We start from the raw sequence: 24955 nt of genomic DNA, 5'->3' as shown, positions 1-24955 counted from the left end.
CGCGCCAAGATGCTGTTGTTGATGTCGCGGGGCTCGGCGACAGCACGAATTGGCCGGAGGCCGTGTGTTTCGCGCATCAAGTTTTGCTGGGATCGACCTGGCGGCATTGTTCAATGCCGCCCCCAACCCCTATGTTGTTCTCGACCTCGACCTGACCATTGTCGGGGCCAATGAGGCCTATCTGCGCGTCACCGGCCGCACCCGCGAGGAAATCACCGGCAAGCAGCTGTTTGACGCTTTCCCCTCCGATCCCGCTTCCCCAGGCGGGCGCCTGCTGCGCGCTTCGCTCAACAAGGTTCTCGCTGACGGGCAGCCCGATCACATGGCGCTGGTGCCCTATGATACCAGCCGCCCCGGCGAGCCTGCGCAGGTCCGCTATTGGAGCGCCACCCATACACCCATCATGGGTGAAGACGGGCGCATGGCCTTTATCCTGCAGCACACCACCGATGTGACCGAACTGGAGCGGCTGCGCCAGGGGGACAGCGCGGGCAATCAGTGGCAGGCGGGCCTGTTGGACCGAGCCGCCGCGGTGCAGGCGCAGAATGACGAATTGGCGGCCCAGGCCAGCCATGTCCGGCGCCTGTTTGAACAGGCCCCCAGCTTCATGGCGGTGGTCGGCGGGCCCGAGCATGTGTTCGAGCTGGCCAATGCCGCTTACCAGCAAGTGGTGGGCCACCGGCAACTTGTTGGTCTGCGCGTTGCCGATGCGCTGCCTGAAGTGGTGGGCCAGGGCTTTCTGGACCTGCTCGACACCGTGCGCCGCACCGGCGAGCCCTTTGTGGGCCGGGGCGTGCCGATTTGGCTGCAAAAAACCCCGGGCGCACCGCTCACCGAAGCCTTTCTCGATTTCGTCTACCAGCCCATTCGCGGCGCTGATGGGGAGGTTGTGGGCATTTTCGCCCAAGGGCACGACATCACCGAGCAAAAGCGGGTGGAAAAGGCGTTGGAGCGCCAAACCCAGTTTTTGAGCCTGGCCCAGGAAGCAGGCGGCGTCGGCACTTTTGAATGGGATCTCGCGACCAATCTCGTCAGCGGCTCACCGACCTTTTTGCGCCTGTACGGCATTGATCCGGAGCGGGGCGACCTACCCATCACCGAGTTCGCCGAGATGGTGCACCCCGAGGATCGCGGCCTGTTGGTGATTGCCCCATCGCCGAGCATGGACGAAGGCTTCCGGCGCACCGAGTACCGGGTGATCACCCCTTCAGGGATCCGCTGGATCGCCCGCCAGGCTGTGGTGGTCCGCAACAAGGAGGGCGAGCCCGAGCGTGTGCTGGGTGCAGCCTTCGACCTGACCGAGCGCAAGGATGCCGAACTGCAGTTGTCGCTGATCGCCCAAGAGTCAGCGCACCGGATCAAGAACATGCTGGCCATGGTGCATGCCATCACCACCCAAACGCTGCGGACATCGCCATCCCTGCCGGAGGCGCGTGACGCCATTGGCGCGCGGCTCGTAGCGCTGGGCCAGGCGCAGGACCTGTTGACCCATGGCAGCGTCGCCGCCGGCATCGCCGATGTGGTGGCGGCCTCTACCCAATTGCACAGCGAAACCTTTGGGCGCTTCCGCGCGCAAGGGCCCAATCTAGAGCTTTCGCCCAAGGCCGTCCTGGCGCTTGGGCTGATGCTGCATGAACTTGCCACCAATGCGCTCAAATATGGCGCATTGAGCCTGCCGGGCGGCGGGGTGGAGATCACCTGGAGCGAGCGGCGCGAGGACGCGGAAACCGGGGCTGCGTTTGTTGATTGGGAATGGCGTGAATGGGGTGGCCCGCCGGTGCAGGAACCCACGCAAAAGGGCTTTGGCTCGCGCCTGATCGAGCGGGGCTTGGCCAGCAATCTGGGCCGGGCGGAATTGATCTATGCACCCACGGGCGTTGTGTGCCGAGCGCGGATCGCCGTCGCACGGGTGGCGGTGGGCTAAAGGTGGGGAAGTAACGCCGCGCCGGCGCGGCGTTGGGCGTTAGCGCAAGCCCGCTTCTTCGAGCAGGCCCTGCCGCTTGGCGTCGTAATAATAGCCGCTGGCATAAAAGCGCATGGCGCGGTCTTCGCTGCGCCCGGCGGTGATATAGGCGCCGGCCAGATATTTCACTGCATAGCGCAGATTGGTTTCGGCATCGAGCAGACCCGCGGCCGAGCCCCGATAACCCATGCCGCGCGCCGTGGCGTGGCTGATCTGCATCAGGCCCATATAGGGCCCGTTGCGGGCGGCCGGGTTATATTTGCTTTCGCGCACGATCACCCGGTGCACGAGGCGTTCGGGCACATCATAGGCCTTGGCATAATAGCCGATCATGCCATTGAGCCCGCTGCCACTGCCGGCATAAGCCAAGGCGGCGGGGGCGGGGGGAATGGCATCGGCCCGGGGCACATGGCCGGCCTTGGTCGGCGCGAGCGCCGCAATGGCCGCGGTGGCGGGGGCCGGTTTGATGGAGCCCATGGAACAGCCCGCCAGCAGCAGCGCCAGCATGAGGGCAGCGCCGGCTGAAGCGGCGCGGGCGCGCGAACTGGCCTGTCGGGGAGCGGAAAGGTCGATCATGGCGCCATCTTACTGTTTTTGCTCAAATTGGCCATAGGGCCCGAAAAGGGCAGCTTCATGGCCGTTTTTGGGCGGAGAGGGTGGGAGTTAGTGCTGATGCGGCATGCTACGCCCAAGCGGCAGCGTTGCCGAGGCGTGTAACCCCGGCGTGGTTGGTCCAAAGGCGAGCAGCAGCCGTTATGCGGCGCGGCGGCAGAGGCAGGTGGAGCGGGCTGATCGCGAACGCCATCTGCACCTAGATTTGGAAACCAGCAAGCAGCTTGGCTCAGCCCAGGCAGGCAAAGGGGATTCACGCTAGCAGTTTCGCTCGGCCTATGCAGGCAAAGGGGATCAAGGAGATGGGCGACTGGGATGGGGGGCGGGGTTCCGGCCCGGCAGAATTGTTGCGACACCCCGTTGCGCCGCCTGCCGGCATTGGCTAGGTTGCGCCCTGTTCAGCCGGGGCTCCTGAGTCCCGCTCCACGGATGCACCCGTAGCTCAGCTGGATAGAGCGCTGCCCTCCGAAGGCAGAGGTCACAGATTCGAATTCTGTCGGGTGCACCAACGACTTCCCAAGCGATAACAATAAGTTAGCCAGTCGCGCGCTGGGTAATAGTCCTCTGCCTGATGATGGCTTGGCAACAGAATGGCAACAGAATGCCTCTGCGAACCCGGCTACCACCAGGGAAAAGCGGCCCCATGGGGTTCATGGGAAGCGTCGCGTTCTGAGTTCTGACGATGTCCGAGAACAGACAACAGGGCTCAAAACCGACCCTAAACTCCATCTGCGCCGGAAGGCGGCTGACGAATTGCTGTCAGAGCAGCAGTCGGCGATGATCGAGAAAATGCTGGTCGCCGGCCTAGACCTGCGGCGCCCGTCTGACAACGTCATTGTCGATCTGATCACCGGTGAAACCAAGCAGCTGCAGGGCAGCCGCATGTGCCGCTTTTTGCCGGCGGTTGCCAAGCGCGAGCGCAGCGAATACCTGAGCTCGCTCGAAGCCTTCATGTCTGCGGATGAGATGAAATACGCGCGATACGGCGTCATCACCGCTGGGGCGCCTGTCGTCGCCATGGACCCAAGCCTGCGCTATTCTCTTCAGGCTTTCCATCGCCAGCTCAGCCGTTGGGCCTCTGTCGCGGAGAATAGGTTCGGGATCGAGGTCATCGTTCGTTGCACCGAGTCGACACGAGAGACGTTGGAACAGCGAGGGCTGATCGGCAAGGAGCCTTCTTACCATTTTCACGCGAATGTCGTGTACCGTCCGAAGCGCTATAATCGCTTGGTATTCCTGACCTTTCTGTCATGGACTCGTCGGTTCTTTAAGTCGCATTGGACCGACGCTGGTCTGGTTCAGAACGTCCGCGAAATCGTAAAGTATATGGTCAAACCGACCGATCTTGCAGATGCTCCGGGAGAGGAGCTGGTCTGGCTTTTCGAAGCAACTGAAAAACTGAAGTTCATGCAGGCCCTCGGTCCGTTCGCGGAATTCCGCCGGGAACTGAAAGAAGCAGGCCTGAAGACGAAGTCGATCACCCTTAGCTCGGGCGAACGTGAGACCGTACTCGTGAAGAAGGACACACGGTCGCCGTCGATAAAGGCCGAGTTGCGGGCAGAGCTGGAGGCTGCAGAGCACGACCTCATTGCCCGTCTTGAACGCGAGGAGAACGAAGAGGCGGTTGTCGAGTGGATGGGGCGTCTGCGTGCCTGTCAGGAAGATCTGGCCGCGCTGAACACACCGTGCTCAACGCCAAACATGATTGTCGCGGTGCTGCCGCCCGCCTGCAGGTTTATCCACTATTCAACTCCAGCAGTTTTGGTGGCCGGGTTCACGTGCCTGGATGACCTGGAGGCGGAGCCAAAATTTGCGGTGCTGCGCGAGCAGGCGCTTGCCCACTGGGTGGATAATGGAGCCCCGGCACTTGCCACGGTGCAGAGCGAACTCGCCGTCGCCCGCCTCGAATTTGAGCGTTCGACGTGCGAAAAATCGAAAAAATCAAAAAAACCTCGTTCTCGGCGGCCAAATCGCAGGCGAAGTCGAGTGAGGGCTACCTCTCATACCCCAGTACGCTTGGCTGACTCGGTTATCATCCCAGTGATGCCCGAGGCAAAGCGAGCTTAACCCGAATTGGATTGCCGATCTTCACTGCGCCGCAGGGCTTTGCCGCCCTGCCGGCGTAATTCCTGTTTCTGTGTCTCGATCTTTGCCGGGGTTATGCATCGCAAAACATGGGACAATCGGATGGCGGTGCACTGATTGCCGCAAAGTGGCAGCTCAGATTACTGTCAGCGACCCCGGCGCACCCTTCTATTATAAAGTTCACACGCGTAGGCCAACTGTCCGCGACCTCGCAAGAATTTTGAAGTCTGCGAAGGAGCTATCGGTCAAAGCGCTTTAAGGCTTGTCGCATCGAACACGCGATAATTGCGGATTTACAAGAAAACGGCCGAAACCGAACTGGCTTGCCATGTCCGTGCCGCTCGAAATGCCGAATGCGCTGCAAAGCGGGAGCTGCTTTGGCATTGCCTCCAAATTCATGTATCAATCGGGTCAGCGCAGTCTGGGCGACGCCGCTTGCTGGACCACAGTAGAAGTTCACGTTTTGTTCACACGCCTCGACGAATCATGCAGTGTGTGGATTAGTGGCTGCAATCGACGGTGATCGCCGTGAATAAGTGGAGAACCGGGAGCGAGGCTATCGTCCCCGCCGCTGTTCTGCAGTAATGCCAGCACCGAGGTTTCCAATGAATATCCACGTGTCCGTATCAGAAGACAGCGACGAACGCGGGCCGGCTCAGGCCGGCGGGGCAGGCATGCCCGCACGCGAAGTCACTGCCCCCTTCTCGAAGAAGGTACACGGCGATGCCCGTCACGTGCCGCTCAAGGCGGGCGATGCCGACATGGTCATCACCTCGCCCCCGTACTGGTTGAAGCGCGACTATGGCGTCGAGGGCCAGATCGGCCAGGAAGCCACCGCCGAAGGATTCGTGGGCAGCCTGCTGGACTGCATGGAAAACTGGAAGGCCGTGCTGCCGAAGTGGGGCTCCGTCTTCATCAACATCGGCGACACCTACCATAACGGCTCGCTGGCCAACACGCCCGGCAGGCTGGAGCTGGCAGCCGTGGCGCATGGGTGGACAGTCCGCAACAGGATCATCTGGATCAAGGATGCGGGCATGCCGGATCCGGCGAAGGATCGCCTGAAGAGCCGGCACGAATATATCATCCACTTCACGATGCAGCGCCGCGACTACTATTACGACCAGTTCGGATACGCAGAAAAGTACGGCAACGGCACCGGTCCGAGCGACGTCTGGCAGATCGGCCTGAAGCGGGATACCAGCGCGCACCTGGCGCCGTACCCCGTCGAGCTGGTCGACCGCCTGATCACGCTCGCCTGCCCGGAACAGGTCTGCACGTGCTGTGGCAAGCCCCGGCGTCGGATCGTGGAACGCACCGGCGAGCTGGACGAGACCCGGCCGCAGGCTAAGCGCGCCGTGGAGCTGGCGAAGATGCATGGCCTGACGGATGCCCACATCGCGGCGATACAGGCCACCGGCATTTCCGACGCCGGCAAGGCCTTGCGTGTGCAGAGCGGCACCGGCAGGAATTCTGCGGCGGTGAAGGTCCTGGCTGCCGAAGCCAAGCAGGCGTTGGGCGGTTACTTCCGGGAATTCACGTTCGCCAAGCGCAAGTCCGTCGGCTGGACGGACTGCGGATGCGACGGTCCGTTCCGTCCCGGCATCGTGCTCGACCCGTTCATGGGTACCGGTACCACGTTGCGCGCAGCCAGGGATGTCGGACGCAGCGCAATTGGTATAGATCTGGCGCTGAAACCTGATTCAAAAAGGTCTGCGTCACGTGGTGGATTATCTTAGCCCGCCTTTTACTTTCGTCTTCACCAAAGATGCGGTCCAGCGATCGATAGCCGCGCTGCAGGCAAACCCGAACCACGAACACGTGCCGGGCTACCTGGCTATCATGCGCGCCAAGGCAGACGGCAACGGGTTGCCGGGCAGGTCTTCTGACATCACCGAGGTGTACGACCGCTACCTGAGGGTGGGCGACGCTCCGGAGAAATTCCCGTACGTCCGCGTCTTCAAGTCGCGCGGCACCGGGGTGAAGCTCTCGAACGAGAACGTGGCCGGCTCCTATGCGATCAGCAATCGACGGGCGGGCGGGCCGTTCTTCGAAGTGGTAGACGTAACCGGCGACCGTCGCGATACCGAGTATAACCTGCCTCCCGATCATGCCACGAAAGCGCTCAAGCACCTGCTGAAGGGGTTCAAGCTCCCCATCACTGCGCTGACCGCCTTTATGTACCGAGACTATGGCTTCCGTCTCGAGGTGCCCACGGTCCAGGCGGCCGTCCAGATCTTCCGACGCGAGTTCGGCCTGGGCGATCAGTGGAAGAGCGAGCAGCAGGCGTTCCAGACCCTTTTCGTAGACGACTCCGAGAAGTTCACCAACGACGACATCGTCCAGTACCAGGGTCTGTTCAATGGATGAGCTCTTACCGAACCCCTTGCGGATGCTCAGCGTAACGGATCTGGGCATAGACGTGGACCAGCCCGAGGTGGCGGCGGCGGCAGAAGCGGAGGCGACAGTGGAAACTATCGACACCCCTCCTGAGGTGCCGAAGCTACCCGCCACGAACCCCCACCTTATGGACGTCGAAGCCGCCCTTGCCATGGGCTTCGCCGGCGTAATCCTTTCGGGTCCACCGGGAACCGGCAAAAGCTATTTCGCCGAGAGGATAGCCCACACCCTTGCCGTCGACGCAGATGCCGTGACCGTCGTCCAGTTTCACGCCAGCTACCAATACGAGGATTTCATGCAGGGGTTCGCTCCCGCCGAAGGCGGTGGCTTCAGCCTGGTGGACAAAGTGTTCGCGCTGGCCTGTAAGGCTGCCATTGCCCGCGAGGGCCGCCATGTCATCGTGATTGACGAGATCAGCCGTTGCGACGTCGCACGCGTGTTCGGTGAAGCGCTGACCTACATGGAACCGGACAAGCGGGGCAAGAAGTTCACCCTGGCGTCCGGAGACCCGCTGGTCGTACCGGGCAATCTGACCATCCTCGCCACCATGAACCCCTGGGACAAGGGCGTGGACGACCTGGACGTCGCGCTGGAGCGCCGTTTCGCCCAGATCGATATGCCCCCCGATCCCGTCGCGCTTCGCCAGATGCTCGATGATGCCGGCACACCGGCCGCGTTCGCCGTTCGGGTGGTCACGTTCTTCGAGGCAATCCAGAGGATACAGGACGATCTCGTCCACCTGGGGCACGCCTATTTCAAGAACTGCGTCAGCGAAGAAGCGGCGGCACGGCTCTGGCGGTTCAGGTTGCACCCGTTCTTCAAGAAGGCCTGCAGGCTCGATCGCGATATGCTGAGGCAGATCGAGCAGCTCTGGAACCGGGTGGTGCCACCCGTGGCGCAGGCGGCCGCGGCGCCGGCTGCCGATCCCGCAGCGCCGGTTACGGAGAACACCACGACCAGTGACCTGATCGCGGATGGCACCGCGCCGGCTGCGGAAGCCCAGCCCACGTGAGCCTGCCTGTCTTAGCGGACATCCTGGACGGTCGAGGGTTCTCCACCCTGGAGCGGCTCGAGCGAACGCCGCTGGTGGCGATCGAGCATGGTTACGTAACCCTCCCGCCCGAGATGATTAGGCAGGACGGAACGCTGGACTTCTACCCTGAGGTGGCGACCTTTTTCACTCCCACCTATCAGAACAATAAGCCGATCATCCGGTGCTCCGGGCTCATCGGCCATATTCCGCTGAACGACAGGTATGCCCTCGAGGTTGGCACGCGAGTGCCTGTCGGCAACCTGGAGCGACTGATCGCCATCGCTCAAGGGCAGCCGCCGACGATCATCCAGTTCAACCGACAGTTCGGCCTGACCGAGGAGCGGCCGGAATCGTTCTTCGAGATACTGGCCGACAAAATCCTGGATGCCTTCGAGCACGTCTGGGAATTCGGCTTGGTGAAGACCTACGTCCGGGCAGAACGCACCGGCACGAACCCTGCCGGCCGCATCCTGCCCTTCAAGAGCGAATGGAAAAGCGCGAAGCTCGGCAGGACGGTGGCGGTATCCAGTGCTTTCGTCAGGACCGCCGACTTCGGTCCGAACCGCGTGCTCTACATCGCCTTCGAGAAGCTGCTTGTCCATTACGTAGGCATCAGGCAGGACCGCCACCGCATACGGATCAGGCGTCTCAGGAACGCGTTGCATCGGCTGGAAGACGTGACCCGCCCATCGCACGCAGAGATGTCTCCAGCGGCCATTGCGCGGTACGTGCGTGACCTTCCGAGCATGCACGAACATTATGCCGATGCCCTGATGGCAGCCCAGCTCATCATCTATGACGCGGGCATAGCAGTGCGCGGGACTGGCAAGGTAGCGATCCTGCCGTCCATCCTGATAGATATGGCCAAGGTGTTCGAAAACTACATCAGGCGCGTGCTCGCCGAGGGCTTCAGCGACGATGCGAGGTTCTCGGTCAAGGACGGCAACATTGGCGGGCAGACTGGCGCCAGGACGCTGCTGTTCGATGACGTACCGGATGGCACGGACAACTCGAGGGTTACGCCTGATATCGTGATCGCAAACGGCGCTAAGACGGTGCTGGTGATCGATGCCAAATACAAGCCGGCTCCCCCGCGACTTCCGGACCGCAACGATATCAACCAGGTCATCCTGTACGGGGCGAAGTATGAGACCGATAAGGTGATGGTCCTCCATTCGGAACGTCCCGCCCCCCGCGCAAATGTCGAGCGATGCGGTTCCGTGGGTGCCTATTCTCTCTTCTTGGGAATGATCGATTTAGGTGTTGAGAACGTGGCGGCCGAGGAAAAGAAGTTCGTCGCCGCGGTCCGGGCTCTTCTTTAGATCAACCGCGAGCCTTTCCATCTGCAATGTGGCGTAGCGCTAAGGCCGAACGTCAAGAAGCTCCTGTCCATGGTCATGGAGCGGATGTCGTCCGAGATGTTTACCTCGCGCAATTGCGGCGCGATCGAGCAGGATAAGTATCTGTCCGGAACGTCGAGGCGGTCTGTCAGAGCTTGCTAGCTAGCTAGCTTGCAAGCGGAGCGGCGCCTGGGGCAGTCACTTGGCCCCGAGAGACAAACTTATCTGTGGATTTGCCTAGCCAGTATCAAATTTCGCATCAGCGCATCCAAGTTGTCTGAGCCGGCCTACTTGCGTTTTATCAATCCGGCCCAGCTTTTTTCGCAAAAATGCAAAATTCACCACCGCGCTTTGCACTGAAAGCTCAATCGGTCAGGCTCAGTGCTGTTGAAGGAGAACGGTGATGACAAAGCCTAAGAAAATAGGATTGAGCACGGGCATATTGGAGCGGTTGGACGAGCTGCATATTGCAAATGAGCCCCGCTACTACAAAATGCTCGCCCGAGTGTTGCATGAGATAGCGGATGGAACTCCCGATGACGATGTCAGGTATAAGATGCCTGCAATCGAAGGACTGTTGTCAGGATCACTCGAGTGGATGGAGGAGATATATGGCGCGCCAGCGACTGAGCTCTACAACCGCCTTGGGACTCTAGCGGAGCTCATCGAAGAATTGCGCCGACACGTTAAGCCGATCTGGCATCAAGAGATGCTTGATGATGAGAGCTAGCTAAATCTCGAGGTGCGTGGGAATCTTAAAGGGTACGACCTCTCGCCTGCGCTCACCTGACAAGTTCAGTGATATCCCTCTCGGGGATCAGGGTGAGAGGTTCAGCTCATCCCGCACCTGTTCCACCCTAGCGGCTTGTTCGGTATTAAGTTGTTCCCGAATAGTCTCAAGCTCGGTAAGCATTTCACCTGCTCGCGCGCGTTTTGACGCGACGAGGCTTCGCTCTTGGGCCAACGCTTCGCGTTCGCGCGTGAGCTTCGTGATCAGCTCGGCCAATTTGTCGTAAAGCGGCCGAAGATATTTGAGCAGTGGTTTTAGACGAGCACCGAATTCGGCCGGGATTCCTGGCGCTGTCCAGCGACCTTTGTCGATCGATAACTCGCCATCCGCGATCATCTGCACCCCCTTTAGGAGTGTCTCCTGCTGCTCTATCGCATCGGCAATCGTCTCCGATGCTTGGTTCTCCGCATCCTCGCGAACGCGATCTGCCGCAGCCAACTGGGCCTCGATTGCAGCTTCGGCCAGACGAAGCTTCGCCGAAGCTTCCTCGTGTTCCGTAGCGTGCTTGGCCAGACGTCCTTCGTAAAGTCGAAGGTTTTTTGCCTTCTGTTCGGTTAGTGTTTCCTGCTCCCGAAGCTTGAGGATGCGCTCCTTGACCTTTTCGTGTTGAGCAAAAAGTGCCGCAACAGACGCTCGCAGAGTGTCGAGTTCCGCCTGTGCCTCATCACGGTCGGCATGCAAGCCCTCAAGCTCCAGCTCGCCTTCATCAAGCTCAGTCAGCAGGCTTCCGTGAAGCCTTTTCACCGAAAGATTAATCGTGTCGGAGGGGAGGGCGCCGGCGGCGATGCGATCCCATTTGCGATTGCCGCGTTCGATCCTGGGTTCGAATTCAACGATGGTTTCGGCGACCAGATCCTGCAGTCGACCGTAGTCGCTCCAGGTCATGGTTTTCGTCAATGGGTTGCCGTCTAGGTCATAGGATGGCATCTGAAAATGTGCGTGGACGGCACTCTCATCCCGGTGAACTATGAGGCCCGTCAACGTCGTGTTGCACCGGCTGCAGATGGCCTGGGCGATTGTCCTGAAAGCAAGATTTTGGGTGTCTCTATCGAGCGCTTCGAACCAGACCTGCGCGTCGGTTCCAAAGGCTATTAAGCCGGTTGTGGCAACTTTGCCGTCCCTTTTCGCTCGCTTCTGAAGGTCGCGTTGAGCGCGGCGTGAACTGCATATCTCCTTTAGTTTCGCGCCGCTGAGTGGCTCGATCAATACGTCATTGAGCTCCCTCCGCTTCGGATCGACATAGTTGGGTTGGCGGCCGGCACGAACATCGTGTCGATTTTGCCCGTTTGCTTGTACGTGGTTGCGGTGCTTAAGACGGCCCAGGATCGCCTTCTTGTTACCCTTGGATTTGTCGGGAGCGACTTCGCGTTTTTTAGGAATGGTTTTCATAATTGATCATCCGACAGGTGGATGAAAATGCGAAACAGCTGCCGGCAGGGCATAACCTACTAGCCTCAACTACGTTTGAGGCTATCCGGCGAAGGGGCTTCACCCCTTTCGAAACCGACCAGGCAGAGGCTCCGCCTCTCCTGGACCTCTCCATTCGAACCGCTTTTTTGGGAGAGCGCCCCTAGCCTTCGGCAGGGCGCTAAACTCGCTTCGCTCCTCTCCCAAAAGACGGGATGATACGACCGCCCCTCGCCCAAAGGGCGGGGCGGTGAAGCCTGCGGCTCGTATCAATATTCCACCGCGCGCGGTGGGCCCGATGCGATATCGACATCGCCATCCTTCGGCGACTATCAGTACGAACAAGCTCGGGGTCGCTGAGCTTCCAAAAGATCGCGAGCGATCTCTTGGAACCTTGAGCTCAGCTTGACCCCGACAAAATGACCATGGCCTTCGGCCTCACCCCCGCAGCCATGGCTGCTGGTTGGGGTGAGTTTTTGGTCACTTTGTCAGGGTCAACCCGCGAGCATGTTCCTGTCGATGGGTCGGACTGCTAAGCTCGTCTGCCGTAGGAGGTGCCATCATGTTCCAGTACGACGATCTCGGCCCAATGATCTTCACCGCGCGTGAAGACCTATCCATGTCTCAGGCGCAACTCGCTGCCCTCGCAGAGACACCGCTGAGCCGCATAGCCAAACTTGAAGCCGGGATCCCAACGCCCATTACCTTCGAACAGCTACTCCGCGTTTTGCATAGTGTTGGCCTCGATATGCGGGTCCGACATTTGCCTACACCCCGCCCGACCTACGACGACCTCGTGAAAGAAGCGCAGACGCATCACTGATCGGTGTCGACCACGCAGGCAGATGAGTGCCCTGCCTCCCCTATTATCCGGATTTCGGCCGGCAGCCAGTCAGCGTGAGCCTTTCACATCGGGCCTTGAACTCCGTGGTTCGGTGTGGACGGCAATAACCTAAACCTCGTCGTGCGCCTTGGGCCCCATTGAGCAAGCCGCGGCCCTGCCAATGGCGTCGCTCTGGTGGAGCGGCTGCGGCCGCTGGGAGTGAAGCGAGAGCTCGGCCAGTACCGAGACCTCGTCCATAAGGCATGTCTCTACTGAATCAGGGCACTTGGGATCAGCGATAATTCCGATATCCGTTGCGCAAATGCGGGTCACGCTGGCCTAACTCCGCCTGAGAGTTGCTCAAATGTTTATTTTACTTGCATTCCCCGTGCCTCGGCCCCATAGTCGGGCGATGCTGCAGGTGGTGCCAACTGATGAAAAAGCCGAGGGTTAAAGCCCCCGTGATCAACCCTCCAGTCGGAATGACCGTTGAAGATGCCGACGCCATGATCAATCTAGTTGACGCGGCTATGTCTGCTGACCTGACCGGACTTCGGCGGCAAGGATCCATTCTGGTTCGGCGCCTAACAGAGGGCGGGCAGATGGAGCTTGCCGCTCATTTGCGAGCGCTGCTCCGCAGAAGATCCGCCCCTTTGCGCGTATCGGGCTACACGCAGGAACTTCCTGTTGACGGCAAAAGCAGGCTCGCGCTGATTGATGAGGTGCCTCCACCGGATGCTCCGTTGCTACTGGAAGCGGAAATCGCTGCGGTTGTTGAGCGCTTTATCGAGGATGTCACTCATGCCCATCGCTTGTCCTCAGCTGGTCTCGGATCGGGCTTGCGCCTAATGTTGTGCGGTCCTCCCGGCACCGGAAAGACCATGATGGCGGGGCACATTGCGGCTCGACTCGGAAAGCCGTTTCACGTCGCTCGGCTGGACGCGACAATATCCTCGTTACTTGGTGATACGGCCAAGAACATCAGAAGCATCTTCGACCATGTCGCCGAGCGTTCAGGCTTCCTATTTCTGGACGAGATAGACGCGATTGCCAAAATGCGTGATGACCGGCACGAACTCGGAGAGTTGAAGCGCGTAGTTAACACGCTGCTGCAAGGGTTGGATGAGTTGGGCAATGAAACCGTCGTTATCGCGGCGACCAATCACCCGTCTTTGCTAGATCCCGCAGTCTGGCGACGCTTCCCCTATAGAATTGACATGAACCTTCCCGGTCCAGAATTGCGATCTGAACTGTGGGTTCAATACCTCGGCACAGAGGTAGAAGTAGAGGAAGCTCGCTCGCTTGGTCTGATTTCAGCTGGTCTTTCGCCAGCCGATATCCGAGAGCTCGCAATGGCGAGCAGGCGCTCTGCCCTGATCGGGGCCCGTGGTGTTCTTCTTGATGACTTAACGCGCAGTGTTCTTGACAGTCGAGGCGGCTATCTGAAGGTCCCTGTCGGACGCCCAGCCGACAGCGTCGAGCGCAAAGCCATGGTAGAGAAACTCGCAAGTTTCGCTATGACACGCTCTCAAATAGCTCGACTAATCGGCATATCGCGCCAGCGAGTGGATGAACTTGTGAAGTCCATTAACGAGCCCAAATTGTTGAATGGTGGAGAGATCGGCGATGGCGCGTAAGCCAATCCTCAATCCAATGCTTACCCTCCAGTCGGCGCCGCAGCCCCGGCCCGGTCAGGGTGGTGGCAAGAGCCGCAAAGACATCCGTGCAGACAAGTTTGAGAAACGCCGCAAGAACCTTATCAGGACACTAAGCAGCCTCCCCGAAAACCCAGCATTCGTTGCAAGTGCGCGCTCGGGCAAGACCTTGCTGTTGGTGGAGATGGATAAGGACACTTTAGCACCCAGTCTTGCGCCTCGGGACCTATTTTCCGACGCGATGGACGCGGGGCTCGTCGCCCCCTGGCGACAGGGATACCTGGCGGAGGTGGATGCGAGATCAATCGGTAGGCTGCTTAGCCGCCTCTTGGACCAGATGCTTACAGTTGCCATGCAAGTGGATGTGTCACGCATCGTTAAGGTGACCGTCCTGGCCGAACATCTCGCAGACCTGGATTTCCCTCAACTATGGTCTAGGGCTCAGGAAGGCGATAAAGGGCGCTTGTTTTATGCCACACCTGCGCCTTTCAAATCCGAAGCGGCGGGTCAGGATGTCGATAACGAAGTTGCCGGAGCGGGCGGCACCCTGTTGTTTGGGTCTGGATCGCGGCCGTTGCCGCGGATGGCAGGCCCTGTCGATGATCCGCCAACATTTCAGATAGCATTCGAAACTAGGCCCCTAGCCACGCGCGAGTCAGAAGCTCCGACTCTGCCCAGGCGGCCTCTCCCGGTCATCATTGAGGTAGGTACCCCTGATGAGCTGCGCAGCTTGACCGCGTCCGGAACGATCGTCAGGTGGGAACCGGTCCGTTCGCTTGCCCCCAAAGATGTTGGTAAGCTGAAGGTGTTGAGTTCGGCGCTGCCCGATCTTGCCGGTGCGCCGATAGTGGGAGTGATCGATGGAGGGTTGAACTCAAAACGCTACCGCGACGCCGTGGCTTGGGAGCAGCCTGCACTTGTTAGCGACGGCCATGCCGCTTACGACCACGGAAAGCACGTGTGCTCGCTTATTGTGGAGGCGGAAACGTGGGGCAATGGCTTGACGATTCCGCGTTTGCCTTGTCGGCTCGGCATAGTTCAAGCCGTGGCTAGGCCATCTACCGCACCATTCGACGCCGAGAGGTTCCTCGCCGCCATAGACGCCGCCATGGGCGCGCACAAGGATACCAAGGTTTGGAATATATCCGCCAACCTGGACGATGAGTGTGACGACTTTTCCGTCAGTTCGCTGGGTAACGCCCTATCGGCTATTTCTCGGCGTCATGGCAATCTGCTGATCTTGACGGCTGGAAACTGTGATGCCGGTGCAGCATTGAAACTGGCGCCGCCTGGCGACTGCGAGGCCGGGATCGTGGTCGCCGGACGTGCACATGACGAACGGGGAAGCGTAGCGGGACCTTGCGAGAATAGCCGTGTAGGGTTAGGTCCCGACGGTATGCTTAAGCCAGACATGAGCTGGTTTTCGTCCCATCTCTCACCCGATGGGCAGATGCTTATTGGCACCAGCTTTGCCGCGCCACTTGTGTCGAGAGTGGCAGCTCACGCCTTCCGGCACCTCAAGAACGCCGAGCCAGATTTGGTGAAGGCAGTACTCTTGGGAAATGGAGACTTGCCTGTCTTCAGCCACGCTTTGGGGTACGGCTCACCCTCTTCACAAGCTATGCCTTGGGAAAGCGAGCCAGGCTCGATCGCGCTTGCATGGCAGGCAGAGCTGCATACGGGGTTCCGATACTACTGGCAGGACATCGTCGTTCCGCACACCATGATTGAAAATGGCTATCTACATGGCAGCCTAAAGCTTACGGCAATCTTGGACCCTGCCGTTAATGGCAGCGGATCGGGTAACTACTTTTCAAGTCGCATCGAGGTCGGGCTACAATACCGAAACCCAAACACGGGCAAATGGGACAAACTGATCGGCGCCCTTCCAGTTGAAACCCGCGAAGGCTATGCGCGAGCAGAAGATGCGAAGTGGCAGCCCACTCGCAGCTATAACGGCAGGTTCGTTCCCAAAAGCGCACGTGTTCATAAAGATGGGCTTCGATCGCAAGCGCTTGGTTCCGAGACATTGCGGGTGCATGCGCGTGTTTTCGAGCGTGATGCCTTCACGCCAGACGCAAGGGCATGGCCAGAAGAACGTCTGCACAGGGCTGCCTTCGTATTGACGATGAGCGACACCAATGGCAATGCGGCAACGTTCGATAGCTTCGTAAGGCAGATGGGCAACCGCGTTAGCAGTGCGGTCATCGACCAGGAACTGGAGGTGACCGCATAATGAAAGCGTATGCAATTCTTGATGGGGGCGGTGTGAAGGGATCTGCTCTGGCAGGATGCCTTAAGGGAGCCCACACCTCGAATGTAGAATTCGTTGGTTACGGTGGCACATCTGCGGGCAGCATTGTCGCCATGTTGGCGAGCATCGGCTACACGCCTGATGAGTTGCTTGCGGTGATGTGCGATGAACTGAATTTCAATGAGCTTCTGGACGACGCGGGAGCAGCGCTCCCGGCTTGGGAGTCGTTCATGGGCAAGTTCGCCGACATTGACCGCATGACAGGCAAGTTGTCCCTATTGAGCGGGATGATGTCGATGAGTGGCGAAATTGGCCGTCTTACGACGGACAAAGGATTGTACTCTGGCGACCGTTTCCAGAAGAAGCTGCGCGAATTCATTGTCCGCAAGCACCGTTCGCTTGAAAACAAGCCGGAAATTACGTTTGCCGATCTTGAGGCACTTGGCGGCAAGCCACTTCGTATTGTCGCTGCCAATTTGATGACGCGCCGTGGTGTTATTTTGGGGAACATTCCAAACAGCCCCATTAGCGATGTGCCGACGGCGGTAAGAGCGTCGTGCTCTTACCCGCTGCTGTTCCGTCCAGTCATGGTGCACAAGGCCGCGTTCGCTGATGGCGGTCTCGCCAGTAATTTGCCGGTTTGGCTGTTCGACGATGAGCGTGGCCGGACGGGCTACCCTGTCATTGCCTTCGACCTGACGTCAAAACTGGAAGGCCGGACAATCACACAAACCGGATTTCCCGGGTTCCTTTCCGATATGTTGGAGACCGTTCTGGAGAGTGGAGACGCCTTAATTAGAACCGGCCATCATCGATTGATGCACATCGAAGTGCCCATCGGTTCAGACGTGCGAACCCTTGACTTTTCGATAACCTCCGCGCGGCGCCGCGAGCTTTACAACGATGGTGAGCGAGTCTCATTGGAGTTTTTTGTCAAACGGTTCGTCAGCCCCGCGGTTCTGTCGGATCCCGCCGCCCAGCTCGAGGTTAATTACGGGGACAAGACCGTGTTCCTCACAGCACTTCAGGGCCTTTTGCAGGAAGTCTCTCAAACCTTTCCCAATGCGGGCAGACTCAGAGCGAGCGTCATGTTGCCCTTCGAAGATGGGGAGCGTCTCACCGTTGTTTACCGCGTTGGTATGGACTCGGATCCTGACGCTGATCTTGTTCTGGCGAGAACTACTGGTCCCACAGGCATGACCATCCGCCACGCCAGTCCGATTTTTCAAGACTGGCGCAGCATCCGGGAAGACCCCGAAAAGGTCGGGATGTCGATCAACGAAGTAAATCGGATACCCAAGGACCGTTCTGCAGTCGTTTGTGTTCCCGTTTTCGACCTGCGGCGAGCTGCAGTGCTCGAGAATGGCCTAATGAGTGGATTGTCGTTGCTCGGTGCGCTATCATTGGACAGCGACAAGACAGCGAGTGAAGCTGGATGGCAGGGCGGCGACTCGCAAGACGAGAGGATCGTCACCATATTGCAGAATTGGGCCGACGTAGTCGGGCGTCTGCTAAATTGAGGTAACCCAATATGATCCCAAGCGGCATCAGAAGAAATTCCGGATCTCCTCTGCGTACAAGGCGTCTCGACAACGGAACAATCGTCGTCGAGAACGCCTACGAAGGCAGCTACACCTTGTCGGAACGTGGCAACGTGACCGCTGCCGTACGAGGAATACAGGTCGATAGTCGAGAAGATAGCGAAATCGAGCCAGAGGCGCATAGCCCCCGCCGGTGACGGGGCGTGGCCAATATTCTTCTGTTCAAAGTTTATGTCAGAGCTGGGCTATCTGCTCCATCATGAGGCCAAGTAGGTGAGCGAGCCGCCAGCGACTGGCTTTTTGAACACCTAAGCATTGGCAGCGTCGTACTTCTTGCGCCTCTTGAGACCACATAAACCAAGCAGGCGGTGCAGACCGTAGCCGGCCAGTTCGCAAACGCCACCTCCTGCCCGAATTCCTACGGTTGCTTTGGTGCGGACTGAGACGATAGTCACTGACTGAAGTGGGTGGAAAATTGCTGGCGTGTTGCGGGCAATTACGTGGGGCAGGCTGCCTTCACCTCGTCAACGAGCGTCAATGGCACGGTACCTTCGAATGCTTTCCCACAATTACAATCGTTGCTCTCCGAGCCGTTCAGACCTTGGATGATCGCACCGGTTCATTTGAATGTCGACTGCAGGAGATGCATCAGGCCGTTATTCACGGCCCGACTGGATAAGCCCGGTGAAGAGTAAGCTCACTTCGCTTGTCCAGTCTTCAGCGTCCACACCGCATGCGTTTTGTCGCCAGCTGCGGCCAATACTTCGTCCACATCGACTGGAAGATAGTGTTTCGTGACAGACGATATCGGGTGAAATTCAGGCGTATGGCTCGTGACCTGTCCCGTCTCGTCGCAGAAGTGGTGAGCCGCGCCAGGAAACATTTCGATCGGCAACGGAATCGCTGCGTTCGGATTGTGATAGACATTCAGCCCTTCAATCCAGTCTTCTTCGTAGCCCGCTGAATTGACGATCACCTTAAACATTTTTGGCTCGAGCGCATTGGGATCGTGATCGACCATCAGGCCCTCGCGTATGATCAGCACCTGCTTTGATCCGAATTTGCCTAAAATGCCCATGCGGTTGAATTTGGCGATCGTGCCGCTGTTGCTAGAAATCACCGCGCTCACGTGCGCGGCCTCCGGCAAACGGAAAAAGCCCGACGGAATTGGCGCCTTGTCTCCCCATTGGTGCGTGTCGATCCGAACCGGGGTGATTACTAGCTTGCCCCGCTCGTCAAGCTCGCCGATGTGCTCATAGCCAAACAGGTAGCGCTCCAGCGCCGGCTGCGAGTGCACCATCGACATCGGTGCCGAGAAGTCAGCGATGGCAAAGACGAATGGCTTTCCCGCTACGTGCGGCTGTTTCCAGTATTGCTTTTTGAGCTTGGAGAAGAGGGCGCTGCCGAATTTGATCGGCATGTACTCCTTTACGTAAGGTTCCAGATCCTCCGGTGTGTTGATCGGCGGTGGAGAGACGATCTCGCCGTCCTTGACGGAAGGCCCAACTGTCACTGCCTCAATGTAGAGCTCCCCAAGCATGCCGGAACAGCAGAAATCAGGTACGTTGCGTTCGCGTGAGAGATCAAAGCTTGCCTCGATCAGCGTGGCGAACAGATAGAGCTCCCAGATCCGCTGGTCGAAACCGGTAGTTTGGAACTGCTCGACGAAGTTGCCGTCGGCATCTTCGTACCAGCGCATCATCGGCTCGGTGATCTCCCGTGCCGGAGAATATCCCTCATTCGTGGTCAGTTGGACAAATGCCGGATTCAGCCGCTTCTCGTCATGTAGATGGGTGAAGAAATCGACCGGCGCGCCTAGTTCGTCGCCCTGATGGTGTTGATTGGCATTTGCCAGGGCAGCCTTAGCCATCCCCGCGAACAAGGCTTCCTGTGCATCCTCGGGGTTTTTACAGAATTCAGTGACATCGACGCCGCGGAAGCGCAGCTTGCTGTCCCGAGCAAGCACTATGCCGCCAAAATCCTTGTCGGTGGTGTCGAGGGTCGCGATACCCAGCACATCGCCGTTCTGGGTCTCGAAAAATCCGAGCTCGTCGAAGAAAATGAATGACCCCGGCTGGCGCGCATACCCGCCCAACGCGTTAAAGCGGGTCAATGAAATTGGTTTTATCGCGAAGCCGTCCATCGCTCCCTCGTTGTTTATATGCGACAATCATTAACCTTCCGATTTCTGCGCGCCAAGAGAGTGACAATTCTATATGCCGGCCCCGAAATTCGAGAAGAAGAACCATCACTACGTACCCCAATTCTGGCAAAGGGGTTTTCGAGACAGCAACGATCAGTTGTATGCTCGCACTGGAGGCGACGTCTCAATCGTGTCGCCCAAGACAATTATGCAGGTTGATTGGCTTTACACGGTTTTCGATGGTCAGTGGCGCCCATCAGATGCGTTGGAAGACCTCTTTTCGGTCATCGAGGGGCACGACGCCCAGTTGCTGCAGCGCTTAAATGCTTCAGGCTATATCCCGACTGAGCACGACGAAGCGCAATTGTGCGCCCTTCTTGGACTGCAAGCCAGCCGCCACCCCGATGTGCTTAACCGAGGGCATAACCTCAGCCGTGAGTTCGGTGAGCTTCTCGCGAGCGTCCACGATCATTCTCTTGAATCCTTTCAGGATCTCACCACCCGCCAAGGGATGAACCCCGTCGATGCGAAAGACTACTACTTCACGCTGAAAGCCCGCACAAAAGAGCAACTGGCCGAGGAGTTGGCCGACCTGCTGCAACTCTCTCCCCAGTCGCCACAGCTGCCGGTACAAGATGCGATCCGGGCTGCCCCCCATGTCGAGGCGGCCATTTCGTGCATGCAGCTGTCCCTTTTAGATGCCACGCCGCCATCGGCGTTCGTCTTGGGAGACACCCCACTACCCCAAACAGATCTCAGCCGCGGGTTCTCGGTGCCTTTGTCCAAATCGCTTTCAGTGATTGCCACTCCAGCCGGATTTACAAGGTCGCCGATGACCCGACGACTGGCTACCCAGCAAGAGGTGGACGAGATCAACCGGTGTCAGTTCGAGAATGCCTTTGACACGGTGGTCGGCTCCTCGGCCGCGCTGCTCAAGAGCCTTTGAGCTGCCTGCTTCCTAACTATCAAAGCATCGAAAGGTAGCTTCCAATTCGGCTTTCAGGAAGCCGTTGTTGACCTTGGAATGAAGAGATGTGTCGAAAGCAAGCGAGCGCACTATGACCAAAGCGGCCGCACCCATTCAGTTCGATATCTTCTCTCGAATTCCGTAAGCACCATTTCCAGTGTTGCTTGGAAAGCGCCGCGGTCGAACGTGGTGGATTTGATCTCGTGAATGTAGCGCCAGTCGGTGAACGCGTCCTTGTGCTGATACAGCACGTGACGAATGCTGTAGTCGACGTGAAAACCGCTGGGATAATATGGAACAACAGATCGCTTAAACTCAGCGTCAAGCTTCTCCTGGCTGTTGGGCTTAAGCTTGTCGAACAGCTTTGAGAGGTCGTGTGATTTGGGGACTTTCGGATCATCAAAGTCAAAAACAAACCAAGCCTTGAGTGCCAACTCCATCGATAGCGCCAAAAGCATAGGTTCAACACCTAGATCTGTCATGTCGTGCCAAGCTTCACTGCCCGCCACCTCGCGGTCCGGAAAGCTCTGGGTTTTTCGCAATACCGCCCTTGCAGTGTCTTTAATCCTAACGGCAGTGGTCAGACGAGCACTCATGCTTGGCCCCCGAAATTACGTGGGCAACTCTGGAAGCCAAGAGAAGCGGTGGCAATGGGGCATTCGGCAGGACTGTGGCCCGGGACGCTAGATGCGCCGACCTCGTAGACTATGCAGCGTCCGCTGGCCTCAGGAACTCGATGCCTGGTGATGAGAGCGTTCGAGGGACCTGCCCACGGCAGACCGCGAGCCGATCAGCGCCTCTAACCTAAAGCACGTCCACGACAAGCTGCTCTCGCCATGGCGTCGTTCTTCCCAATTCGTCTGGGTACCCTCTCGGGTTTGAGAGGATGCGGGTGCGGCCAATTCTGTAGTCTGCAGGCTCGTGAACATGGCCGTGTATCCACAATTCCGGCTGATATTGCTCTATTATCGCCTCCAGGTCTGACGCGAACGCGGCGCTGCTGATGTCGTGGCGGGCGTCTTTCGGCAAGGATCGAATTGACGGTGCGTGATGGGTAACAACCACTGTTGTCCCGTCATGTGGCGTTTCCAGCGCTTGACGCAGCGCTTCGCGGTCACGGTCGTGCTCCGCAGATGCATCGAGTGGCCGGATGAGCCGATCCGCTACACTGTGACGAACCCGAGTATATTCGGGCATGGCACCAATGGCCCACTTCTGAGATGCAAACTCGGTGTCTGTGAGCCAAAAATCTGTCCACAGCGTCGCGCCGATGAAGCGGATGCCATCAAGAATGACGGATTGGCCGGCCTCTAGGACGGCGACGCCTTTGGGAATATGGCTAAACTCGCCGGTTCGTAAGCGGCCTCCCAAGAAATCGTGATTTCCCGGGACGAATAGGACGGGTTTTCCAGTGAGGCCATGGAGGCGGACTAGCTCCTCTGCCGCCTTGCTGGGGCCGTCGGAAACGTCACCTGCGACCACCAGGAGGTCATGTGGCGGTAAGTGAGGGGACCAGGGAGAAGCATTGGTGTGCAGGTCTGACACCACCCAGATACGGACCATCACGCCACTCCAGTCGACGGTTGACGCACAGAGGACGCCCCATCATTTCACACCCTCCCAGCCTGGCTGGGAGGGCAAGCCAAAGGCTAATGGGCGGGCCTTTGTGAGTCAAAGCACCCTCAGGCTCCACTGTCTATTTTCAGAGAGCTAGTGAAGCTTGGTTTGGGTGCAGGCAGCAGGGAGGCGTATTGCGCCCTGCCGCCTGTACCCAACCCTAGCGCAGCTTCTCGATGGAAATCGACACTGGGAGAGGGGGCTGTACCGAAGACGACGAGCTCTGACCGAGAGGTTAAGCTTCAAGGCATTTCATCGCGAGACGATCGGGCTTAGCCGGCTCTGTCGGCTCCACCCAGCGCCTGATGTTGAGAATGCTCCGTCCTATCTCTTTCTTATTTCCACCGAGGCGCCCTCCTTGGGAATCTTGACGGATCGAACGATCCGTCCGTCAACGAAAAACACGGCTTGCCGTGTCCTTCGGAAAATTACCCCGATCCTCCCAAGGGGAGGGAGTAATTTTGCGAAGCCGATCGATGGCCCAATTAAGATATTCTGACCGGCCAGCGGGCGTTCAAAGCGCACTCGCACCTGTCGAATGATGGTGTTGCGTAGTTAGATGGTAGCGCGCCTTTCTGGCTTTTGGGTGCGCGCGGTTCGAAAGCCAAGACGCTCTCGCACTACGTTCCTGTGGAATTCCCTCGCCTGCACAAAAAAAGTTTCGGTACAGTTTTATGCAAAGGCAGCCAGCTCTCAGCTGAAACAGCCATCGATTTTTCCCGAATTTGCAAAAAACCAGATTCAAGCCGAGCATTTTTGCAGATTCGGCAATTATTGAAGCCTTCGGCCGACTCTTCGAGGTCGAATTCCTCTGATGTTATAACGCGTTAGCATTTTGCCTCGGGTTGACAACAGGCAGAGGTCGCGCACACCCTTAGCCCGTAAACGAAAGAACCCCAGCCGAAGCTAGGGTTCTAATCACCGGGCCTTTTTCCGAAAGTTTGGCGACCAGGGGAAAAAGGAGCCGTAGGGACGGGCTCCACGAGTCCGATGATGCGCGTGAGTATACTTTCCAAAAGTCGTGAATTCAACTCGGGCTCACCGCCTGACGATGAAGAGCTTTTAACCGTAGCGGCCTTCTGCCGCCGCTTTCGGCAGACTCGAAAACGGGTCGATGAGTGGATCGAGAACGGGCTGCTTGACGCGGTTCCTTCCGGCAAACGCTACCTTATTCCCACCACGGCGTGGGCAAAATTCTTAAAACAGGAGAAAGCCAAATGGGTCGTCGTGGAAACGGCGCACGCCTCAAATATCGTGAGGACCGCAACGCCTACTACATTTACTACACCGACGCGAAAGGCTGCACACGTCAGCGCAGCACAGGCACTAATGATCTCAAAGAGGCTGAGCTCGTCAAAGCGAAGTTTGACATCAAGCAGGGTTCGGTAGCTCCCGATAGCAACGGGTTGATCACAGAAGTCCTCACTTCTTACGCCTTGTCGGTAGAGGACAATGCAGAGATCGCCGCACCAGAGCGCATCGGCTACGCGCTAACGCCGATTATCGAATTTTGCGGGCATCGCAGGGTGAGTGATATCAACACAGCGTTCTGCAAGGACTACGCAGCATGGCGCCAGCGGCCGCGTAAAGTCCCTGCCGGGAAAGGCGGAAAGTCCAGCCGCACTGTGCAGATCAGCGATGGAACAGTGAGGCGTGAGCTCACGACCTTGCGGGCTGCCGTCAACGCCGGCTGTCCTGGACATGGGGCGACTTTCTGGCTGCCCCGTGTTCCGGACCCACGGCCTAGGTGGTTGCGCCGAAACGAAGCGGCAGCCCTTCTTCGGGCAGCTCGGCGGCTCTCCATCGCGCGGGAGCATCTGTCGCTCTTCATAGTCATCGGACTTTGGACGGGCCGCAGGAAAGAGGCGATCTTGAGTTTGAAGTGGTCGCAGGTTGATCTTGAATCCGGGATGGTGGACTTCCGTGCGCCGGGCTCGGAAATTTCTACGAAACGCCGAGGCGTTGTGAAGATCCCCAACCGCCTTTTGGGCCACCTTCGGCGGGCTCGCAGGCGCAACAAAGGCGAGTTCGTTGTTAGCTGGAACAACCATCGCATGGGAGACATCAAGCGGTCGTTCACCTCAGCTGTCGAAGCTGCAGGCCTTGGTGATGACGTGACCCCCCACATTTTGAGGCACACCACAGCCACCTGGCTAATGCAAAAGGGCGTGACGCCTTTTTCGGCGGCCGGCTATCTCTCCATGTCGGTGGAGACGCTTTTGAAGGTGTATGCGAAATTTAGCCCGGACTATCAGGCCGATGTCTTGGAGGCCTTGTCCTGATGTCGGGCACAGAATGGCAACAGAATCCTGATGAGTTCTGTGA

General features: G+C 58.5%; 18 protein-coding genes and 1 tRNA gene. 14 read left to right on the top strand and 5 right to left on the bottom strand.

From position 1 onward, the window contains the following. The first annotated feature begins 64 nt into the window (after nt 1-64). The gene (locus AC3YOG_RS02480) at nt 65-1924 is read left to right on the top strand and encodes a PAS domain-containing protein (RefSeq protein WP_489933937.1); all 1860 of its coding nucleotides are present in this window, start codon (nt 65-67) and stop codon (nt 1922-1924) included. A gap of 39 nt (nt 1925-1963) precedes the next feature. Here the strand turns inward: AC3YOG_RS02480 and AC3YOG_RS02475 are convergent, their stop codons facing one another. Next, nucleotides 1964-2539: a lytic transglycosylase domain-containing protein gene (locus AC3YOG_RS02475; RefSeq protein ID WP_127751788.1), complete on the bottom strand. Its 576-nt coding sequence runs from the start codon at nt 2537-2539 to the stop codon at nt 1964-1966. Nucleotides 2540-3006: 467 nt separating this feature from the next. Here AC3YOG_RS02475 and AC3YOG_RS02470 point away from each other — a divergent pair. The 7 genes from AC3YOG_RS02470 to AC3YOG_RS02440 all read left to right on the top strand — a co-directional run bounded on the left by AC3YOG_RS02470 (nt 3007) and on the right by AC3YOG_RS02440 (nt 10163). Continuing rightward, a tRNA-Arg gene (locus AC3YOG_RS02470) sits at nt 3007-3083 on the top strand. A gap of 269 nt (nt 3084-3352) precedes the next feature. Then, on the top strand, nt 3353-4642 hold the full coding sequence (locus tag AC3YOG_RS02465; RefSeq protein ID WP_489933936.1) for a rep family protein: 1290 nt from the start codon (nt 3353-3355) through the stop codon (nt 4640-4642). 623 nt (nt 4643-5265) lie between these two features. Next, the gene (locus AC3YOG_RS02460; protein WP_489933935.1) at nt 5266-6399 is read left to right on the top strand and encodes a DNA-methyltransferase; all 1134 of its coding nucleotides are present in this window, start codon (nt 5266-5268) and stop codon (nt 6397-6399) included. Further along, nucleotides 6383-7030 carry a hypothetical protein gene (locus AC3YOG_RS02455; protein WP_489933934.1) on the top strand — a complete coding sequence of 216 codons (648 nt, stop codon included), beginning with the start codon at nt 6383-6385 and terminating at the stop codon, nt 7028-7030. Before AC3YOG_RS02460 ends, AC3YOG_RS02455 begins: the two co-directional genes overlap by 17 nt. Next, complete coding sequence (locus AC3YOG_RS02450; protein ID WP_489933933.1) at nt 7023-8072, top strand: McrB family protein; 1050 nt, start codon at nt 7023-7025, stop codon at nt 8070-8072. Before AC3YOG_RS02455 ends, AC3YOG_RS02450 begins: the two co-directional genes overlap by 8 nt. After that, nucleotides 8069-9415 (top strand): 5-methylcytosine restriction system specificity protein McrC, encoded by a 1347-nt coding sequence (locus tag AC3YOG_RS02445; protein WP_489933932.1) that lies wholly within the window; start codon nt 8069-8071, stop codon nt 9413-9415. Before AC3YOG_RS02450 ends, AC3YOG_RS02445 begins: the two co-directional genes overlap by 4 nt. A 421-nt stretch (nt 9416-9836) precedes the next feature. After that, nucleotides 9837-10163: a hypothetical protein gene (locus AC3YOG_RS02440; protein ID WP_489933931.1), complete on the top strand. Its 327-nt coding sequence runs from the start codon at nt 9837-9839 to the stop codon at nt 10161-10163. 87 nt (nt 10164-10250) lie between these two features. Here the strand turns inward: AC3YOG_RS02440 and AC3YOG_RS02435 are convergent, their stop codons facing one another. After that, nucleotides 10251-11612: a plasmid recombination protein gene (locus AC3YOG_RS02435; RefSeq protein ID WP_489933930.1), complete on the bottom strand. Its 1362-nt coding sequence runs from the start codon at nt 11610-11612 to the stop codon at nt 10251-10253. A gap of 580 nt (nt 11613-12192) precedes the next feature. On the opposite strand from AC3YOG_RS02435, the gene AC3YOG_RS02430 reads away from it, so the two are divergent. From AC3YOG_RS02430 to AC3YOG_RS02415, 4 genes are all read left to right on the top strand, one after another. Then, the gene (locus tag AC3YOG_RS02430) at nt 12193-12453 is read left to right on the top strand and encodes a helix-turn-helix domain-containing protein (protein WP_489933929.1); all 261 of its coding nucleotides are present in this window, start codon (nt 12193-12195) and stop codon (nt 12451-12453) included. Between the two features lie 434 nt (nt 12454-12887). After that, nucleotides 12888-14090 carry an AAA family ATPase gene (locus tag AC3YOG_RS02425; protein ID WP_489933928.1) on the top strand — a complete coding sequence of 401 codons (1203 nt, stop codon included), beginning with the start codon at nt 12888-12890 and terminating at the stop codon, nt 14088-14090. Further along, nucleotides 14080-16344, top strand: a complete 2265-nt coding sequence (locus AC3YOG_RS02420; protein WP_489933927.1) for a S8 family serine peptidase — start codon at nt 14080-14082, stop codon at nt 16342-16344. The genes AC3YOG_RS02425 and AC3YOG_RS02420 overlap by 11 nt, the downstream gene beginning before the upstream one ends. Beyond that, nucleotides 16344-17882 carry a patatin-like phospholipase family protein gene (locus AC3YOG_RS02415; RefSeq protein ID WP_489933926.1) on the top strand — a complete coding sequence of 513 codons (1539 nt, stop codon included), beginning with the start codon at nt 16344-16346 and terminating at the stop codon, nt 17880-17882. Before AC3YOG_RS02420 ends, AC3YOG_RS02415 begins: the two co-directional genes overlap by 1 nt. A gap of 718 nt (nt 17883-18600) precedes the next feature. Here AC3YOG_RS02415 and AC3YOG_RS02410 read toward each other — a convergent pair. Further along, entirely contained in the window at nt 18601-20046 is a 1446-nt protein-coding gene (locus AC3YOG_RS02410; RefSeq protein ID WP_489933925.1) for a hypothetical protein, read from the bottom strand. Between the two features lie 73 nt (nt 20047-20119). Between AC3YOG_RS02410 and AC3YOG_RS02405 the strand changes: the two genes are divergently transcribed. After that, nucleotides 20120-20992 (top strand): DUF4238 domain-containing protein, encoded by an 873-nt coding sequence (locus tag AC3YOG_RS02405; RefSeq protein WP_489933924.1) that lies wholly within the window; start codon nt 20120-20122, stop codon nt 20990-20992. Between the two features lie 110 nt (nt 20993-21102). On the opposite strand, the gene AC3YOG_RS02400 is transcribed toward AC3YOG_RS02405, so the two are convergent. Together AC3YOG_RS02400 and AC3YOG_RS02395 are read right to left on the bottom strand one after the other, a co-directional pair. After that, nucleotides 21103-21609 carry a hypothetical protein gene (locus AC3YOG_RS02400; RefSeq protein ID WP_489933923.1) on the bottom strand — a complete coding sequence of 169 codons (507 nt, stop codon included), beginning with the start codon at nt 21607-21609 and terminating at the stop codon, nt 21103-21105. Between the two features lie 208 nt (nt 21610-21817). After that, nucleotides 21818-22576, bottom strand: coding sequence for a metallophosphoesterase (locus tag AC3YOG_RS02395; protein ID WP_489933922.1), 759 nt, complete (start codon nt 22574-22576; stop codon nt 21818-21820). A gap of 1271 nt (nt 22577-23847) precedes the next feature. Here AC3YOG_RS02395 and AC3YOG_RS02390 point away from each other — a divergent pair. Continuing rightward, complete coding sequence (locus AC3YOG_RS02390; RefSeq protein WP_489933921.1) at nt 23848-24912, top strand: tyrosine-type recombinase/integrase; 1065 nt, start codon at nt 23848-23850, stop codon at nt 24910-24912. Nucleotides 24913-24955 lie beyond the last annotated feature (43 nt).

The sequence above is a fragment of the Devosia sp. Z6_126 genome (assembly GCF_058133495.1).
This window is presented reverse-complemented; position numbering and strand designations above follow the sequence as displayed.

What these genes read in the sequence shown, in the direction of transcription:
- AC3YOG_RS02415 (WP_489933926.1), top strand. Translation starts at nt 16,344, where the DNA reads ATGAAAGCGTATGCAATTCTTGATGGGGGCGGTGTGAAGGGATCTGCT.
- AC3YOG_RS02475 (WP_127751788.1), bottom strand. Translation starts at nt 2,539, where the DNA reads ATGATCGACCTTTCCGCTCCCCGACAGGCCAGTTCGCGCGCCCGCGCC.
- AC3YOG_RS02450 (WP_489933933.1), top strand. Translation starts at nt 7,023, where the DNA reads ATGGATGAGCTCTTACCGAACCCCTTGCGGATGCTCAGCGTAACGGAT.
- AC3YOG_RS02465 (WP_489933936.1), top strand. Translation starts at nt 3,353, where the DNA reads ATGATCGAGAAAATGCTGGTCGCCGGCCTAGACCTGCGGCGCCCGTCT.
- AC3YOG_RS02430 (WP_489933929.1), top strand. Translation starts at nt 12,193, where the DNA reads ATGTTCCAGTACGACGATCTCGGCCCAATGATCTTCACCGCGCGTGAA.
- AC3YOG_RS02400 (WP_489933923.1), bottom strand. Translation starts at nt 21,609, where the DNA reads ATGAGTGCTCGTCTGACCACTGCCGTTAGGATTAAAGACACTGCAAGG.
- AC3YOG_RS02425 (WP_489933928.1), top strand. Translation starts at nt 12,888, where the DNA reads ATGAAAAAGCCGAGGGTTAAAGCCCCCGTGATCAACCCTCCAGTCGGA.
- AC3YOG_RS02410 (WP_489933925.1), bottom strand. Translation starts at nt 20,046, where the DNA reads ATGGACGGCTTCGCGATAAAACCAATTTCATTGACCCGCTTTAACGCG.
- AC3YOG_RS02405 (WP_489933924.1), top strand. Translation starts at nt 20,120, where the DNA reads ATGCCGGCCCCGAAATTCGAGAAGAAGAACCATCACTACGTACCCCAA.
- AC3YOG_RS02435 (WP_489933930.1), bottom strand. Translation starts at nt 11,612, where the DNA reads ATGAAAACCATTCCTAAAAAACGCGAAGTCGCTCCCGACAAATCCAAG.
- AC3YOG_RS02395 (WP_489933922.1), bottom strand. Translation starts at nt 22,576, where the DNA reads ATGGTCCGTATCTGGGTGGTGTCAGACCTGCACACCAATGCTTCTCCC.
- AC3YOG_RS02390 (WP_489933921.1), top strand. Translation starts at nt 23,848, where the DNA reads ATGGGTCGTCGTGGAAACGGCGCACGCCTCAAATATCGTGAGGACCGC.
- AC3YOG_RS02440 (WP_489933931.1), top strand. Translation starts at nt 9,837, where the DNA reads ATGACAAAGCCTAAGAAAATAGGATTGAGCACGGGCATATTGGAGCGG.
- AC3YOG_RS02460 (WP_489933935.1), top strand. Translation starts at nt 5,266, where the DNA reads ATGAATATCCACGTGTCCGTATCAGAAGACAGCGACGAACGCGGGCCG.
- AC3YOG_RS02420 (WP_489933927.1), top strand. Translation starts at nt 14,080, where the DNA reads ATGGCGCGTAAGCCAATCCTCAATCCAATGCTTACCCTCCAGTCGGCG.